11 protein-coding genes and 2 tRNA genes are annotated in these 16,263 nt (G+C 57.3%); 2 read left to right on the top strand and 11 right to left on the bottom strand.

Going from position 1 to position 16,263, the window contains the following annotated elements:
- Window positions 1–62: 62 nt before the first annotated feature.
- Window positions 63–3,449, bottom strand: coding sequence for a helicase-related protein (locus tag ACEE43_RS02250; protein ID WP_449107045.1), 3,387 nt, complete (start codon window positions 3,447–3,449; stop codon window positions 63–65).
- 274 nt (window positions 3,450–3,723) lie between these two features.
- Here ACEE43_RS02250 and valS point away from each other — a divergent pair, with 274 nt between their 5' ends.
- The gene (valS, locus tag ACEE43_RS02245; RefSeq protein WP_449107044.1) at window positions 3,724–6,360 is read left to right on the top strand and encodes a valine--tRNA ligase; all 2,637 of its coding nucleotides are present in this window, start codon (window positions 3,724–3,726) and stop codon (window positions 6,358–6,360) included.
- 209 nt (window positions 6,361–6,569) lie between these two features.
- Here valS and ACEE43_RS02240 read toward each other — a convergent pair whose 3' ends face one another.
- From ACEE43_RS02240 to ACEE43_RS02195, 10 genes are all read right to left on the bottom strand, one after another.
- Window positions 6,570–7,196, bottom strand: a complete 627-nt coding sequence (locus ACEE43_RS02240; protein ID WP_449107043.1) for a mycothiol-dependent nitroreductase Rv2466c family protein — start codon at window positions 7,194–7,196, stop codon at window positions 6,570–6,572.
- A 75-nt stretch (window positions 7,197–7,271) separates the two neighbouring features.
- Window positions 7,272–8,555, bottom strand: a complete 1,284-nt coding sequence (gene clpX / locus ACEE43_RS02235) for an ATP-dependent Clp protease ATP-binding subunit ClpX (RefSeq protein WP_237242601.1) — start codon at window positions 8,553–8,555, stop codon at window positions 7,272–7,274.
- Between the two features lie 230 nt (window positions 8,556–8,785).
- Window positions 8,786–9,463, bottom strand: a complete 678-nt coding sequence (locus ACEE43_RS02230) for an ATP-dependent Clp protease proteolytic subunit (RefSeq protein WP_449107042.1) — start codon at window positions 9,461–9,463, stop codon at window positions 8,786–8,788.
- Between the two features lie 31 nt (window positions 9,464–9,494).
- Window positions 9,495–10,115: an ATP-dependent Clp protease proteolytic subunit gene (locus ACEE43_RS02225; protein ID WP_272878352.1), complete on the bottom strand. Its 621-nt coding sequence runs from the start codon at window positions 10,113–10,115 to the stop codon at window positions 9,495–9,497.
- Between the two features lie 168 nt (window positions 10,116–10,283).
- Window positions 10,284–11,039 (bottom strand): iron ABC transporter ATP-binding protein, encoded by a 756-nt coding sequence (locus ACEE43_RS02220; protein WP_237186140.1) that lies wholly within the window; start codon window positions 11,037–11,039, stop codon window positions 10,284–10,286.
- A complete protein-coding gene (locus ACEE43_RS02215) occupies window positions 11,036–12,139 on the bottom strand; it encodes an iron chelate uptake ABC transporter family permease subunit (RefSeq protein ID WP_449107041.1) in 1,104 nt (367 codons plus the stop codon). The genes ACEE43_RS02220 and ACEE43_RS02215 overlap by 4 nt, the downstream gene beginning before the upstream one ends.
- Window positions 12,120–13,118, bottom strand: a complete 999-nt coding sequence (locus ACEE43_RS02210) for an ABC transporter permease (protein WP_449107040.1) — start codon at window positions 13,116–13,118, stop codon at window positions 12,120–12,122. The genes ACEE43_RS02215 and ACEE43_RS02210 overlap by 20 nt, the downstream gene beginning before the upstream one ends.
- A 78-nt stretch (window positions 13,119–13,196) precedes the next feature.
- Window positions 13,197–14,219 carry a siderophore ABC transporter substrate-binding protein gene (locus tag ACEE43_RS02205; RefSeq protein ID WP_449107039.1) on the bottom strand — a complete coding sequence of 341 codons (1,023 nt, stop codon included), beginning with the start codon at window positions 14,217–14,219 and terminating at the stop codon, window positions 13,197–13,199.
- A 315-nt stretch (window positions 14,220–14,534) separates the two neighbouring features.
- Window positions 14,535–15,833, bottom strand: coding sequence for a trigger factor (tig, locus tag ACEE43_RS02200; RefSeq protein WP_237209962.1), 1,299 nt, complete (start codon window positions 15,831–15,833; stop codon window positions 14,535–14,537).
- A 112-nt stretch (window positions 15,834–15,945) separates the two neighbouring features.
- Window positions 15,946–16,020, bottom strand: a tRNA-Pro gene (locus ACEE43_RS02195).
- Between the two features lie 167 nt (window positions 16,021–16,187).
- Here ACEE43_RS02195 and ACEE43_RS02190 point away from each other — a divergent pair.
- Window positions 16,188–16,258 (top strand) — tRNA-Gly (locus ACEE43_RS02190).
- Window positions 16,259–16,263: the final 5 nt, after the last annotated feature.

Raw genomic sequence — 16,263 nt, 5'->3', positions numbered from 1 at the left:
CTAACTTACACAGGCGGGGCAGACTCACATATCCCCTGCCTCCACCCCATCGATCATCAAGGCTAGGGCGCTATAACGCCCAAAGAACATACAACCCGCGCAGGGTCATTCTGAATGCCAGACAGCACCAGCCTGCCTTCCTCATGGAGACGAACCAAGAGGGCAGCTAGCTCAGCTTCGGAAACCTGGGCACGCAAAGCCCTGCGCAATTCATCCTCAGCAGCAGACTGCAGAGGGCTCTCATAAAGAGCGTTCAAAGCCTCATCCGCATTCTCAACAGTAGCCAAAAGCGAATCCATAGAGCCTAAACGGGCACTATCGCTATGGAAACGCCGCCACACCCGCTTACGAGTACCCCTGAGATTACCCGCCGTGACATTCTCCTGGTTCAAAGCAAAACGAACCACCTGGGCATGCATCTCAAAATGATCATCCAAACGATCAAGCGTAGGCGTAGACTCCTCAGCCTCAAAAAAGCGCAAGGCCTCATCAGCCGTCATCAAACGCTCTCGATACTGGGCAGTCTCTGGAACAAACTCACGCACAGCAAAAATATCCAGCCCAGACTCAGTAGAAACATAAGAACCCACATACTTATTACGATCTTGCGGGCGCAACTCACGAGTCGAATAACTCTGATCCTGCATACGCTCAATACGTTTCGCCAACTCAGGCTTATGCTCAAGAACCCAAGACCACACCTCCCAGGCAACCGACGTCGCATCAGCAGAATCATCCTCATCAAGGCTCTCATCAGCCATTCTGCCGTTATAAAAATCATCCAGAATCTGCTTCTCTTGCTCAGTGCCAAAGAACTGCTCATCCGAACCAAAAGCAGACGCAGAATCAACCAAACGCTGCTGAATACGCGAACGCAAGCTCAACTGATGCTCAATATTCTCATGAGAAATCAGATAAATATTCACCGTAGGAGACAACTGCCCTACACGATCAACACGACCTGCCCGCTGAATCAGGCGAATAATTGCCCAGGGGAGGTCATAATTCACCACAATATGGCTATCCTGCAAGTTCTGCCCCTCAGAAAGAACATCGGTAGCAACCAGAACATCAATCTCGTTCTCAACCTCATCACCTTGTAGGACATCTTGATTAGACAGCGGCGAAAAACGCTGAGCCAAGGAGGCCGGATCTTCAGTATCACCACTGACAGCCTCAACCCTTTGCACACCCAGCTGTTTGAGTCCCTGCGCTAGATAATAAGCGGTGTCCTTGTACTCAGTAAAAATAAGAACCTTCTCGCCCTCATGCTGCTTCACAAAGTCAGCTAGAACCTTGAGCTTAGAATCTGTCTCAACAGTGATGTTGCCAAAAGCAGCAAGCATGTAATCTAGCGAATCGATATCATGCTGCAAATCCTTACGCAAGGAACTCTTAAAAATCGTAGAGCTCACCCACTTAGTCTCCCGCGGAGCACTCCTCTGCAAGGCATCATAACGAAGCTTCGAACTCTCAGAGACCGGAAGGTCAGGCTCAATATCAAGGTCAGAGCCAAACTGGACCTCGCTAAAAGAACCAAGAGGCAACTTTAAACCGTTATCCAAGGCATAAAGAAATACCTCGTTACGACTCTTCTGCCGCTTCAAAGATTCCACAAAAGAAAAACCCGAAGAACTCAAACGCTTAAACAAACCAGTGCGAACAAAGCCAGCCACGTTACCGCGCCCACTCGCCACATTCTTCATAATCTCTTGATCCTCATCAGTATGAGGTTTACGTTCATCATGATAGGTATGCAAGCTATAACGGGGCAGTTTCAAATTCTTCAAGGCATCAAGAGTCTCTTCAGACTCCATCACAGATGCCGGATCGTCAGAAGTAAAATCATGACTAATCACCTCAGACACACGATTCGGGAAGAAAAAGCGTTCCTTCTCTTGTGAGTCCCCCCGCGTGAACTCCATATACTCACGCATCTCAGGATCACCATTAGGCAATAAGACCGGCGTACCATCAGCCAATACCAGCGGGGCCCGCTTCGCCGTTTTACGCACAAAAGACCGAGTACGGCGCACCAAATGATCGCTCATCAAACGCTTCCAGTCTTCTGGCTCATTAGACTTCATAAAGGCTGAAAGATAAGTTAGCTTACCATCAACCTTTGCCTCAAGCGAGGGATCTTTTTCTAGTGCAACCGTGGGAGAAATACCCAAATCATAATCATCGTCAATATAGAGTGCCAGCTGATTGCCAACGTCCTCAAAAGACAGATTAAAGGGGGTTGCTGTAAGGAGCAGAACCTTGCAATCCCACTCAGAAATGAAATCCTTAATTGCCTTGTAAACCCTGATGCTGCTGTTACGCAGATTATGGGACTCATCGCAAATCACAAAATGATAGCGACGGCGCAGCTCGCCCAGCTCCCTATGGGCCATAGAATAAGACACTACCGCGCCCTCGATCTCATAATCAGCCAAAGCCTGCTTCCACATTTCCACAAGGTTCTTTGGGCAAAGCACCAAGGTACGATACTCTTCAGCATTCTGTAGCATCGCCGCAGTACCAATCGCAGTCAAAGTCTTACCCAAGCCAACCACATCACCCAGCATCGTGCCACCACGACGCACAATACGACGCGCCAAAATCTTCACCGCAGTCTTCTGATAATCCAAAAGCTTCTTCTCAAGAACCCGCGGCAAAACATAACCAGACCCATTACGCATATCCTGCGACAGAGAATAACAAACCTTTAAATAAATCTCATACGGAGATGCCTGCCGATTCACCCAAGAATCCTGCAAAATCTCAAGAATCTCCTGCGTAATAGGCAACGAACGCTGATCATCCCAAAGCCCAGAAAACCACGTGCTCAGCTTCTGACACTGATCCTGATCCTCAACCTCAACATTGAGCTCAAGATTAGATGTAAGACCAGCACGCGTAAAGTTTGAAGAACCCACATAAGCCGTATGCTGGTGGTAAGAGCCACCCCTAAAGATATAGGTCTTGCCGTGCAAAGGCTCAACAGTATAAACCTTCATCTGCACTCTACCCGAGGCTAAATGCTCACCCAGAGCCTTCAGAGCCTGCTCAGCCTCATGGGTCGGCAAACCGCGCGTCAGCTGATCACGCAGATGCCGCACCAAACCATCGCGCGCAGCATTACGCTCATCATGCATCAAACGGCGCGGGGGTTCATCAGAACGCACATCATGCTGTAGCTGTTCTAGCATTGCTTGGGCATCTGAGCGAGCCACCATACCCACCAAGATACGAGCTATAGGTGCGCCGCTCTCAGCGTCAAAAGGCTTGGTTGCGACCTGCTCAGCAATCTCACCCCAACCCCGCAAATCGATGTAACCAGTTGCAATATCAATCGAAGTAAAATGCTTGAAAGAGCGGCGCAAACCACCGGCAAGAGCCATGGTTCGAGTATCAATATCAAGCCCCTGCACAGCGATGGATTTGTTGTCGTAAATCTGCGCCAACGCGACTCCTCTGGTAGAAAGTGAATAATCATTCCCATGATATAACTCGGACGCCTCTTTGACTCAGTACTAAGTGAGTCGGGGCGCAAGGTTACATGTGTGGGCTGGAGGGCTACTGCGTAGACCGACCACTAAGCGAGGCACCCGGAGTGCCGCAACCCTGCTAAACGAAAGACTGACCCACCAACTAAGAAAGTGGGCGGTACTTTTCCTTACTACTCCACCGCCTCCTCTCCCCCTGAAACCTAGACCGAAACATGAGATAATGGCCCTTATGGCAGAAAACATCCTGGGCACAGACACGCCCGCAGAAAACACCGTAGAAATTACCGTCCCCGCGAAGCCCGGCCTTGAAGGCCTCGAAAAGAAGTTCACCGAGAACTGGGCCGCCAACAAGACCTACGCATTCGACCCCAACACCACCCGCGAGCAGGTCTACTCCATCGATACCCCGCCGCCCACAGCGTCCGGCTCCCTGCACGTCGGTCACATGTTCTCCTACACCCAGACCGACGTCATCGCCCGCTACCAGCGCATGAAGGGCAAGAACGTCTTCTACCCCCTGGGCTGGGACGACAACGGCCTGCCCACCGAACGCCGCGTGCAGAACTACTACGGCGTACTCTGCGACCCAGCTATCCCCTACGACCCCGATTTCAAGGCTCCCGAAAAGCCCGCCAAGAACCAGCGCGACTGGCCCCGCATCTCCCGCCAGAACTTTATCGAGCTGTGCGAGATCCTGGCGGTAGAAGACGAAAAGGTCTTCGAAGAGCTCTTCACCACCCTGGGTCTGTCCGTCGACTGGTCACACACCTACCGCACCATCGACGCCCACTCCCGCAAGGTCTCCCAGCTGGCCTTCCTCAACGACCTTAAGAGCGGCGATGCCTACATGGCAGAGGCCCCCACCATGTGGGACGTCACCTTCCGCACCGCGGTGGCCCAGGCAGAACTGGAAGACAAGGAACGCCCCGGCGCCTACCACCGCATCTCCTTCCACCGTGAGAACGGCGAGAAGGTCTGGATCGAGACCACCCGCCCCGAGCTGCTGCCCTCCTGTGTTGCCCTGGTCGCCCACCCCGACGATGAGCGCTACAAGCCCCTCTTCGGCACCAAGGTCACCTCTCCCCTCTTTGGCGTTGAGGTCGAGATCAAGGCCCACCCCCTGGCCCAGCCCGACAAGGGCGCCGGTATCGCCATGATTTGTACCTTCGGCGACACCACCGACGTCACCTGGTGGCGCGAGCTCCAGCTGCCCACCCGTGCCTTGATTGGCCGCGACGGCCGCTTCGCCACCGACACCCCCGAGTGGATTACCTCCGCCGAGGGCCGCGAGCGCTACGAGCGCATGGCAGGTGCCACCGTGTTCACCGCCCAGAAGACCGTCGTTGAGATGCTGGTTGAAGCCGGTGAAATGGATGGCGACCCCAAGCCCATCACCCACCCGGTTAAGTTCTACGAAAAGGGTGATAAGCCCCTTGAAATCGTGGCCTCCCGCCAGTGGTATATCCGCAACGGTGGCCGCGATGCCTACCGTCGTGAGGCCCTGGTAGAGCGCGGACGTGAAATCACCTGGCACCCCGCCTTCATGCGCTCCCGCTACGAGAACTGGGTCGAGGGCCTCAACGGCGACTGGCTCATTTCCCGCCAGCGCTTCTTCGGCGTGCCCTTCCCTGTTTGGTACAAGCTGGATGCCGACGGCGAACCTAACTACGATGAGCCCATCGTCCCCAGCGAAGATATGCTGCCCGTTGATCCCGCGTCGGACGCCGCCCCCGGCTACACCGAAGACCAGCGCGGCGTGCCCGGCGGCTTCATCGCCGACCCCGACGTCCTGGACACCTGGGCCACCTCATCGCTGACCCCCCAGATTGCCACCGGCTGGGCCGTGGACGAGAACCTGCACAAGGTCACCTTCCCCATGGACCTGCGCCCCCAGGGTCACGACATCATCCGCACCTGGCTCTTCTCCACCGTGGTTCGCTCCAACTCCCTGGAGAACTCCGTCCCCTGGACCGACACCGCCCTTTCCGGCTGGATCCTGGACCCGGACCGCAAGAAGATGTCCAAGTCTAAGGGCAACGTCGTGGTCCCCAACGAAGTTCTGGAAAAGTACGGTTCGGACGCCGTTCGCTACTGGGCTGCCAGCGCCAAGCTGGGTGCCGATACCGCCTACGATGAAGCCCAGATGAAGATTGGTCGCCGTCTGGCCATCAAGCTGCTGAACGCCTCCAAGTTCGTCCTCGGCCTAGGTGCCACCGCCAACTCGGTCATCACCGACCAGGCCGCGGCAGGCGTCCTCACCAACGAGCTCGACCGTTCCCTGCTAGCCCGCCTAGCTGCCCTGGTTGAAGAAGCCACCGCCGCCTTTGAGAACTACGAGTACGCTCGTGCCCTGCAGATCTCAGAGACCTTCTTCTGGCACTTCACCGACGACTTCGTCGAACTCATCAAGGACCGCGCCTACGGCAACGTCGGTGAAGCCGAACAGGCCTCCGTCTTGGCAGCCTTGGCCACCACCCTCGACGCCATGCTGCGCCTCTTTGCCCCCTTCCTGCCCTTCGTTACCGACGAAATCTGGTCGTGGTGGCGAGCAGGCTCCGTGCACCGCGCACCCTGGCCCACCACCGACGGCTTTGCCGCCGCCGTGGCGGACGCCGACCCCGCAGTCCTGCCCACCGTAGCAGCTGCCCTGGGCGGCCTGCGCAAGGCCAAGTCAGAGGCCCAGGTCAAGCAGCGCACCGAGGTCGAAACCGCAACCATCACCGGTTCAGCCGAAGATATCACCCGCATCCGCGGCGGTCTCGGCGACCTCAAGGCAGCAGGTAACGCCCGTGACCTCACCCTCACCGAAGCAGAGGGCGAGCTGGCCGTCACTGACGTTGTGCTGATTACCGAAGAAGAAAGCTAATGTTACTGGGCCTGCATACCCCCCTAGACGGCTAACCTTCTTGAGCTCGCGCTGGTGCGCTCGCGCAATTCATGCCAGCCCCAGCCAGCCGCCTTCGGGGGTATGCCGGCCCGGTACAGCTGCATCAGAAGATTAGGCCCGGTTCCAGACAATCTGGAACCGGGCCTTATCGTGTATTCAGCAGCTGGGCGTTCAGTGCCAGCTCGTTACTATTGTTCGATGTTAAAAATCGGGCCAACGTTGCGGGGGCGCTTAATCTCAAAGAAACCGGGGTAAGAGGCCAGAGCCACAGCGCCGTCGAAGACCTTAGCTGCTTCTTCACCGGTGGGGGCAGGTGACATCACGGGGCCAAAGAAGGTCACACCGTTGATGCTCATCAGGGGCACGCCGATGTCATCGCCACCGGCAGAGTCTAGACCTGCACGGGTTGAGGCCCGCATCTGCTCGTCGTACTCCTCGGTAAAGGCAACCTGGGCTAGCTCAGCAGGAAGACCCACCTCAGCCAGGGCAGCTTCAATAGCCTTCTCGAAATAGGTGCCCTCTTTGTTCTTCTGGTGGTGAATCTGCTCGCCCAGGGCGGTGTAGAGTTCATCGAGTTTCTCCTGGCCGTACTGCTCTGCCACGGCGGTAGCCACGCGGGCAGGGCCCCAGGTGTTGTCGATGTGTTTGCGGTAGCCCGGGTCAAGGTCGCGGCCCTCGTTCAGGACGGCGAGTGAGAAGGGGTGCCAGGTGACGGCAACATCACGCTGGGTCTCAACCTCTTTAATCCAGCGGGAGGTCATCCAGCACCAGGGGCAGGTAGGGTCAAACCAAAAATCAACGGTATTTTCAGCCACGGGGTTACCTTTCAGTTAGGGGTGACATAGAAGAGCCCGCTGCCGGCATGTACAAGCACCGACAGCGGGAACGTTTTAGGCAGATTTTTTCTCGGGGGCTTCGAGCACCAGAATCGGGTCCTTCTCCCCCGCCACAACAGCCTCGTCAATAATGACCGAGGTGACGTCTGAGCGACTGGGTACATCGAACATGACCGGCTGCAGAATCGACTCCATGATGGAGCGCAAACCGCGGGCGCCTGTATCTCGCTCAACAGCCTGGCGGGCAATAGCTGCCACGGCGGCGTCCTCAAAAATCAGCTCGACCCCGTCGAGGGCAAACATGCGCTTGTATTGCTTGACAAGGGCGTTCTTAGGCTCGGTCAGAATCCGCTTGAGGTCAGATTCGGTGAGCTTACCCAGGGTTGCCAGCACGGGCAGGCGGCCAATAAATTCAGGAATCAGACCGAACTTAAGTAGGTCCTCAGGCATGAGCTTGGTGAGAATATCGCTCTCTTTAGCGGCCTGGTCAATAGATGCGCCAAAGCCGATGCCCTTGCGGCCCACTCGCCCGCCCACAATCTCTTCGATACCGGCAAAAGCACCGGCGACGATGAAGAGGATATTGGCGGTATTAATCTTGAGGAAGTCCTGCTGGGGGTGCTTCCGCCCGCCCTGCGGGGGCACAGCTGCCTCGGTGCCCTCAAGAATCTTGAGCAGGGCCTGCTGCACACCCTCACCCGATACGTCCCGGGTGATGGAGGGGTTATCAGCCTTACGGGAAATCTTGTCGATTTCATCAATGTAGATGATGCCTCGTTGGGCCTTTTCAATATCTCCGTCGGCAGCCTGGATGAGCTTGAGCAGAATGTTTTCAACGTCCTCGCCCACGTAACCGGCCTCGGTCAGGCTGGTGGCGTCGGCAACGGCAAAAGGTACGTTGAGTTTCTTAGCCAGGGTCTGAGCCAGGTAGGTCTTACCCGAGCCGGTGGGGCCAACCAAGAGAATATTAGACTTGGCAATCTCTACGTCTTCGCCCTCGGTGGCTAAAAGCTCCTTGGCCTCAAAGGCAGGGCTCTGCTGGGCCCGAATACGCTTGTAGTGGTTGTAAACGGCAACAGATAGAGCACGCTTGGCGGCCTCCTGGCCAATCACGTACTCCTGCATGTGGTCAAAGATTTCACGCGGGGTGGGGAGCACTTCAACGGCACCCAAATCTTTCACATCGGCGAGCTCTTCTTCGAGAATCTCGTTGCACAGTTCAATGCATTCATCGCAGATGTAAATGTTGGGGCCGGCGATCAGTTTACGAACCTGTCGCTGGTTCTTCCCACAAAATGAGCATTTGGGAAGAGTGGTGCTATCGCCTAGGCGAGCCATAGACCCTACCTTTCCTTGGGTTCCTCTACCTAATCTACCGTGAAAACCTGCCTAGCCCAACATGTGACGGTTCAAGCAAGGTTACGTCTTTATGACTTAACAGTTGAACCAGGCGGGCTATTCCTTCTCTACCGCTCGGCAGACAGAAGGACGCCGCCCCTGCCCTTCCCTGCCTTTGGGCAGGTGGGGCGGAAGGCGGCGTCCGCACCGAGTCTGAACGTGAGCAGTGCTTAGTCGTGCTTCTCGGCGGTGTTGAAGGAGGGCTTGACGGCCTTACGGGATTCAAGCACCTGGTCAACGATGCCGTATTCCAGGGCGCCCTTAGCGGTCAGGATGTTATCGCGCTCAATCGACTTATCGACCTCTTCGAAGGTCTTGCCGGAGTGCAGGGCCAGGGTCTGGGCGGTCCACTCGCGCATACGCATAACCTCGTTAGCGTGGATCTCAATATCAGAAGCCTGGCCACCCTGCTGACCCGAGAGGGCGGGCTGGTGAATCAGCACGCGGGCGTTAGGCAGAGCAAGGCGCTTACCGGGGGTACCTGCTGCCAGGAGGACGGCGGCAGCTGAGGCAGCCTGGCCCAGGCAGACGGTCTGAATTTCGGGGCGGATGTACTGCATGGTGTCGTAGATAGCAGTCATCGCGGTGAAGGAGCCACCGGGTGAGTTGATGTAGAGGGTGATGTCGCGGTCGGGGTCCTGGGACTCAAGCACCAGCAGCTGGGCCATGATGTCGTCAGCTGAGGCGTCGTCGACCTGCACGCCCAGGAAGATGATGCGGTCTTCAAAGAGCTTGGCGTAGGGGTCCTGGCGCTTGTAGCCGTAGGGGGTGCGCTCTTCGAAGTTGGGGAGCACGTAGCGGTCGGTGGGCATACCGGCAGGTGCGGTTGTTGAAGGAAGGTGAATCATTCGTTTCTCCTGTAAAAAGTTCTGTGCCGGTTTACTTGTCGGTGGCGCTGGTGGCCGGGCCGATTTTGTCGAGAATCTTGTCGAAGAAGCCGTAGGCCAGGCCTTCTTCGGCGGTGAACCAGTTATCGCGGTCGTTATCGCGCAGGATGGTTTCAACGGTCTGGCCGGTGCGCTCTGCGGTGATTTCGCTCAGGCGCTTCTTCATGTCGAGAATCAGCTGGGCCTGGGTGCGGATGTCGGAGGCGGTGCCGCCGATGCCACCGGAGGGCTGGTGCATGAGGATGCGGGCATTGGGGGTGGCGTAGCGCTTGCCGGGGGCACCTGCGGTGAGCAGGAACTGGCCCATGGAAGCTGCCATGCCGGTCACCACGGTGACAACGTCGTTGGGGATCAGCTGCATGGTGTCGTAGATGGCCATGCCTGCGGTGACGGAGCCGCCGGGTGAGTTGATGTAGAGGTAGATATCTGCCTCGGGGTCTTCAGCTGAGAGCAGCAGGAGCTGGGAGCAGATGCGGTTGGCGTTGGAGTCGCGCACCTCGGAGCCCAGCCAGATGATGCGTTCCTTGAGCAGGCGGTTGTAGACGTAGTCGTCCTGACCGCCCATGGGGGTTTCCATGGCGGGGGCCTGGTGTGCTTCAGGGGTGAAGGACATGTGTTCCGCTCCTTGTGTCGGTTGCAGCACCCGCGCGGACGCCGGTGCCAAAGATTTGCTTGACACTTAGGTTATCGCTTTTGGGGCTCCAAAAATTGCCTTTTGCCCTTCAGTTCGCTGTTGGCATGTGCCCGCTACGCTGTGAGCAAGAGCGAGCGGGCACGGTGCCTAGTGGTAGCAGGCGATGGGGCCGTTGGGGCCCTGGATCACCTGGATGGGGGTGTTGAAGATATCGGTGAGCAGGTCATCTTGCATGATCTCTGCAACGGTTCCGAAGCGGGCTAGTTTGCCGTCCTTGATAGCGCAGATGTAGTCGGCGTAGCGGGCGGCGAAATTGATGTCGTGCAGCACCACGATGATGGTGCGGCCCAGGGTGCGGGCGGCGTTGTGCAGGTGCTGCATCATCTGCACGGAGTGCGAGATATCGAGGTTATTGAGGGGCTCATCAAGAAGCACATAGTCGGTTTCCTGGCAGAGCACCATAGCTACGTAGGCCCGCTGCCGCTGGCCGCCTGAGAGTTCATCGAGGTAGCGGTTTTCGAGGGTGGTGAGGTTAAGGAAGTCGATGTAGCGGGAAATAATCTCTTCGTCTTCAGCGGTGAGTCGGCCCCCGGTGTAGGGGAAGCGCCCGAAGCCCACCAGCTGGCGCACGGTGAGTTTGGTGACGAAGTGGTTTTCCTGCCGCAGAATCGAGACGACTTTGGCCAGGTCTTTGGACTTGGTGGTGGCCACATTCAGGCCACCAATTTCGATGGTGCCTGCGTCAATATCGAGTAGACGGCCCACCATCGTGAGCAGGGTGGACTTGCCGGCACCGTTAGGGCCGACCAGGGCGGTGATTCCGCCTGCAGGCAGCTGAACATCGACCGGGCCGATGTTGGTTTCACCGGAGTAGCTTTTAGCAACCTGGTGGAGGGTGATCATAGTTTGCCCTTTCGAAGAATCACGATCAGGAAGGTGAGGCCACCGATGAGCTCGATAATAATGCCTACCACGCCCTGGGCTGAGAAGATGTGGTTCATGATGAAGTAGGAGACCGCCAGAATGGCAAAGGAGAGCACTGTTGCCATGGGGAAGAGGTAGCGGTGGTCGTAGGTGTCGGCGAACTGGTAGGTGAGGGTTGCTACCAAGAAGCCGAGGAAGGTCAGCGGGCCGACCAGGGCGGTGGAGACCGCCATCATGATGGCGACGATCACCAGCACGATAATGGATTCGCGGCGGTGGTTGATTCCCAGGTTGGTAGCCGCGGGTGCGCCCAGGGAGAGGGCGTTGAGGGTGCGGGATTTTGCGTAGAGCACCGCAACGCTCAGGACGACCAGGGGCAGGGCTACCGGGTAGTAGGCGGGGTCGGCGTTGTTGACCGAGGCGAAGAGGCGGGCGGTCAGGATATCAAACTCGCTGGGGGTCAGCATGCGCTGCATGAAGGTTGAGACTGACCCCAGTCCCCCACCCAGTACCACACCGACCAGGAGCATGACGTGCATGTTGGCCCGTTTGCCGGTCAGCAGCCAGGAGTAGAGCAAGAGGCTCAGGGCCACCATCATGACCAGCTGGAAAATAAAGGTGTCGAGGGTGCGGGCAGCAATCAGCCCGGCTGCCCCGGCGAAATAGATGGTTGCCGTGTGAATCGCGGCGTAGAGGGCCTGAAAGCCCAGAATACCGGGGGTGATGATGCGGTTGTTGGTCACCGTCTGAAAAGCCACCGTTGCTACAGCCTGGCAGACAGCGGCTACAGCCATCGCGATCAGGGCGTTGGAGCGGCGCTCAGCAATGAGCCACCACTTGGGGGTGCCGGTTTCAAAGGGGTTTCCGTAGGCCAGCAGAGCGAAGGCTGCCAGCGCAGCGGCAGCTGTGAGTGCAGCCAGGAGCACCCAGTAAGTGCGGGCAGAAGCAGGGGTCTTGAAAGCCCCTGCGCTCCGGGAGATGCCTGCCCTGCGGGAGGTGGGGCGGGCGTCCGCGCCTGTGGTCATCTCGGGCAGAGCGGACGCCCCCACCCGGCTTTCCTTACTTGCCTGCTGATACACGAGGGCGCCCCTTCACAATCAGACCAATAAAAACAAGAGCACCCACGATACCCAGAATCACCGACACCGGGATTTCGAAGGGGGCGATAATAGTGCGCCCAATCAGGTCGCAGACAGTCACAACCCCGATACCGGTCAGGGCAACCCAGGGCAGGTTGGAGCGCAAATCATCGCCGCGGAACATGCTGACGATGTTGGGAACAATTAGTCCCAAGAAGGGCAGGGACCCGACCACCACGGTCACCACACCGGTGGCGATAGCAATCAGGGCGGTACCTACCAGCATAATCTGGGCGTAGTTGAGCCCTACGTTCGTGGCAAATTCCTGGCCCAGACCAGCGACGGTCAGGCGGTCGGCATACCAGAAAATGACGGCGACCACCAGGAGCACCAGCCAGAGCACCTCGTACTGCCCCTTAATCACAGACGTAAAACTGCCCGCGAACCACACACCAAGGTTCTGTAGCAGGTTGGTCTGGAGGGCAAAGAAGGTGGTGAAGGCCGAAACAACGGCACCCAGCATCATGCCCACGATGGGAACAATCAAGGATGACCTGAGTGAAACCCGGCGCAGGAAGAGGAAGAAGACCATCGACCCGATAAAAGCAAAGACGATTGCCGCCGTCATCTGCTGCAAGAGGTTTGCTGCCGGGAAGAAATAGAGCATAAAGAGCAGGCCCAGACTTGCCCATTCGGTGGTACCGGTGGTGGTGGGTTCCACGAACTTGTTCTGGGTCAGCATCTGCATCACCAGACCGCACATAGCCATGGCTGCCCCGGCCAGCACCAGGGCAATGGTTCGAGGTATGCGGGTGATGGAGAACATGGCAGCGCCATCAGCCTTGTTGAAGATGTCGTACTCCCCAGTAAACAAGGAGAGCACGAGCAGGGCAACAATTCCCAGGCTGGCTAGCAGGAATTTGCCGCTGACCAGGGAGTTCCTGGTGCGGCTAACTCGGGTGGTTTCGGTGGTCGTCATAAAAGCCCTCAAGGAGTCACCCCGCCGCGAGGGCAGGATGACTCCTTTTTCATCGGTTATAGGGTCTCAGCCAGTGCCTTACTTGGCGGCTTCGAACTTATCGGCAAGATCGTTGAGGATCTCGGTGTAGGTGATGATGGATTCGTTGGTGTAGGTATCAGCCGGAGCGTAAGCAATCTGGTCCTTGGTGATTGCGGTGACGTTAGCCAGGGCTGAGCTACCGGCGATGACGTCTGCGGCAGCGGGTGAACCTTCATCGGTGCTGGTGCCAGCATCGCGGTCAAGAACCAGCAGCCAGTCGGGGTTGGCTTCTGCAATGGCTTCAACCGAGATATCGTCACCCTGGTGGTTGTCAGAGGAGCCTTCAACTTCGAGGGCGGGCTTGAGGCCCAGCATGTCGAAGACGGGGCCGTAGGTGCGGCCGATGGAGGGGGCAATGTAGCCGATTTCGCCGCCGGAAACGTTGACGGCCATGACGGTGGACTCGCCGTCGTAGGCAGCCTTAGCGCGGGCTAGAGCGGCGTCGAAGTCTGCGATGAGCTGATCAGCTTCGGCCTGCTTACCAAAGACCTCACCCAGTACAGTAACCTGGCGCTTAAGCTCTTCATCCAGGGGCTGGCCCTCGCGGGGTTCAAGTTCGAGGATGGCGGCCTGGGGATTCAGTTCCTTGATGGCATCGTAGTGCTGTGAGAAGCGCTGGCCGTTGACGATGAGGTCAGGTTCTTCGGCGGCCAGTAGCTCCAGGTTGGGCTCACGGTGGGTGCCGATATCGGTGATGGAGGAGTCGTTCTTATAGGTCTCTACGGTTGCAGGAACGAGGGTGACAGGAGCGGCAACCAGGTCAACGCCCCAGGCTTCGAGTACCTCAAAAGTGCGGTTATCGGTGGCTGCTACCTTCTGGGGAGGTACAGTAACGGTGACCTCACCGTAGTTATCGGTAACAGTGACGGTGCCAGCGGTCTGGCTCGCTGATCCAGAAGCGGTGGTGGAGGTAGAGGCACTCGAGTCATTGGAGGCATCAGTGGTGCCTGCACCACAGGCAGTTAGCGCCAGTGCTAGAACGGAAGTGGCTGCAAGCAGGGAGATACGGTTGGCCTTCACGGGTTTTCCTATATCTGGTAGTGGTGTGTACTTGGTAAGCCTCAACATCGTGTAAGGCTTGACTTACCTAAGATTAGTTAGCCCCACCTTACTTATGCAACCCCAAAACCCCTATTACGGAATATTTATTTAACTTATTTCCTGTATTTGACTTCCCAATGCCCAGGTCAGCCACTTTCACCCGCGGACGCCGGAGGCCGCGTCCGCCTCTTCCCACGAGTTTTAACGCAGGCAGCACAAAGCCCCCGTCAGAACCCAATCAGGGTCTTGCGGGGGCTTGCGCTAGAAAAGTTTTAGAGCCTCAGCGGTGCTAACTTATTCAGCGTCTGCGGTCTCGCCCAGGAAGGATGAGAGGTCAACGGTCTTGCCGTCGGCGTCCTTAACCTCAGCCTGAGCCAGAACAGCTGCCAGAGCCTTTGAGCGGCGAACCTCGCCGACGATCATGCCGGACTGGCCTGAGCCGTCGAGCATCTGAGCGAACTGGTTGGGGTCCATACCGTACTGCTGGCTCATAGTGATGATGTAATCAATGAGCTCAGCCTGCTCGACAGAAACTTCTTCCTTCTCAGCAATAGCGTCGAGGATGATTTCGTTCTTGAAGGCACGCTCGGTGTTCTCGCGAACCTCTGCGCGGTGCTCTTCGGTGTCGTGGTCATCGTCCTGGCCGGGAGCGTTGAAGTGCTGAGCCAGCTGGTCTTCGATGACCTTCTCGGGAACGGGGATTTCAACCAGTTCAACCAGAGCGTCGAGGACCTTGTCGCGTGCTTCTGCACCCTGCTCGGCGACCTTGGAATCAGCAGCCTGCTTCTTCAGGTCTTCCTTCAGTTCGGCAATGGTGTCGAATTCTGAAGCCAGCTGAGCGAAGTCGTCGTCAGCCTCGGGCAGCTCGCGCTCCTTAACAGCGGTGACCTCAACCTTAACGGTTGCCTCTTCACCGGCGTGCTCGCCACCGGCAAGCTTGGTGACGAAAGTTGCATCTTCGCCGGCAGACAGACCAAGAACAGCCTCATCCAGGCCGTCCAGCATAGTGCCGGAGCCAACCTGGTAGGACAGGTCGTTAGCGGCGTCAACCTCTTCGCCGTCAATTTCAGCGGCGATGTTGATGGTCAGGAAGTCTTCGTCAGCTGCGGGGCGGTCAACAGCCTTCAGGGTGCCGAAGCGGCCGCGCAGGGCATCGAGTGCCTTCTGCTCGTCTTCTTCGGTGACCTCTACGCTTGCAACCTCAACCTTGATACCTGAGTAGTCAGGCAGTTCAATCTCGGGGCGGACGGTGACCTCAATGGTCAGCTTTACGTCAGCTTCACGGTTGCCTTCTTCAGGCTTAGAAACGATGTCGAGCTCGGGCTGCGCCAGGGGGGTCAGCTCGTTCTCAGCGAGAGCCTGTGAGTAGTAGCTGTTCAGAGCATCGTTCAGAGCGTTCTCGACAACAAAGTCAAAGCCTGCACGCTGATCGATGAGAGCCTTGGGGGTCTTACCCTTACGGAAACCGGGAACCGAAATCTGGTTAGCCAGTGACTTGTAGGTACGGTCAAGGTAGGTCTTGAACTCAGCGAAGGGAACCTCGACCTCAATCTTTGCGAGGGTCGGGTTGATCTTCTCGACGGCAGTCTTCACGTCCGTTGATCTCCTGATAACTTGATTGGAACCGCCACCCGGAAAAGAGTGGGGCTAGATATAACGTTCTATAGAAAAACCCGCCGTTTCCGGCGGGTCGTTCTATTTCACGTCGGGGTGACAGGATTCGAACCTGCGATCTCCTGCTCCCAAAGCAGGCGCGTTAGCCAAGCTACGCCACACCCCGATTTGCACGGAAGGCACCACCCAGTTTAGCGGTTCCAGCTCCCAAAACCTAACTCACTCCCCGATTACGCCCAGGGCGTGTTGGGAAACGCCGACGTCACCTTGATTTGACAAGGCCCCGTTCGACCAGGTTTACTGGAACACGTCCACAACACTGGGCACCCATTCGGGGATGTAGCTTAATGGTAAAGCCTCAGTCTTCCAAACTGATTACGCGGGTTCGATTCCCGTCATCCCCTCTCAC

This window comes from Rothia sp. 11254D007BW (assembly GCF_053548195.1).
The sequence above is the reverse complement of the archived record's forward strand: the minus strand, read 5'-3'. Positions and strand labels throughout refer to the sequence as shown.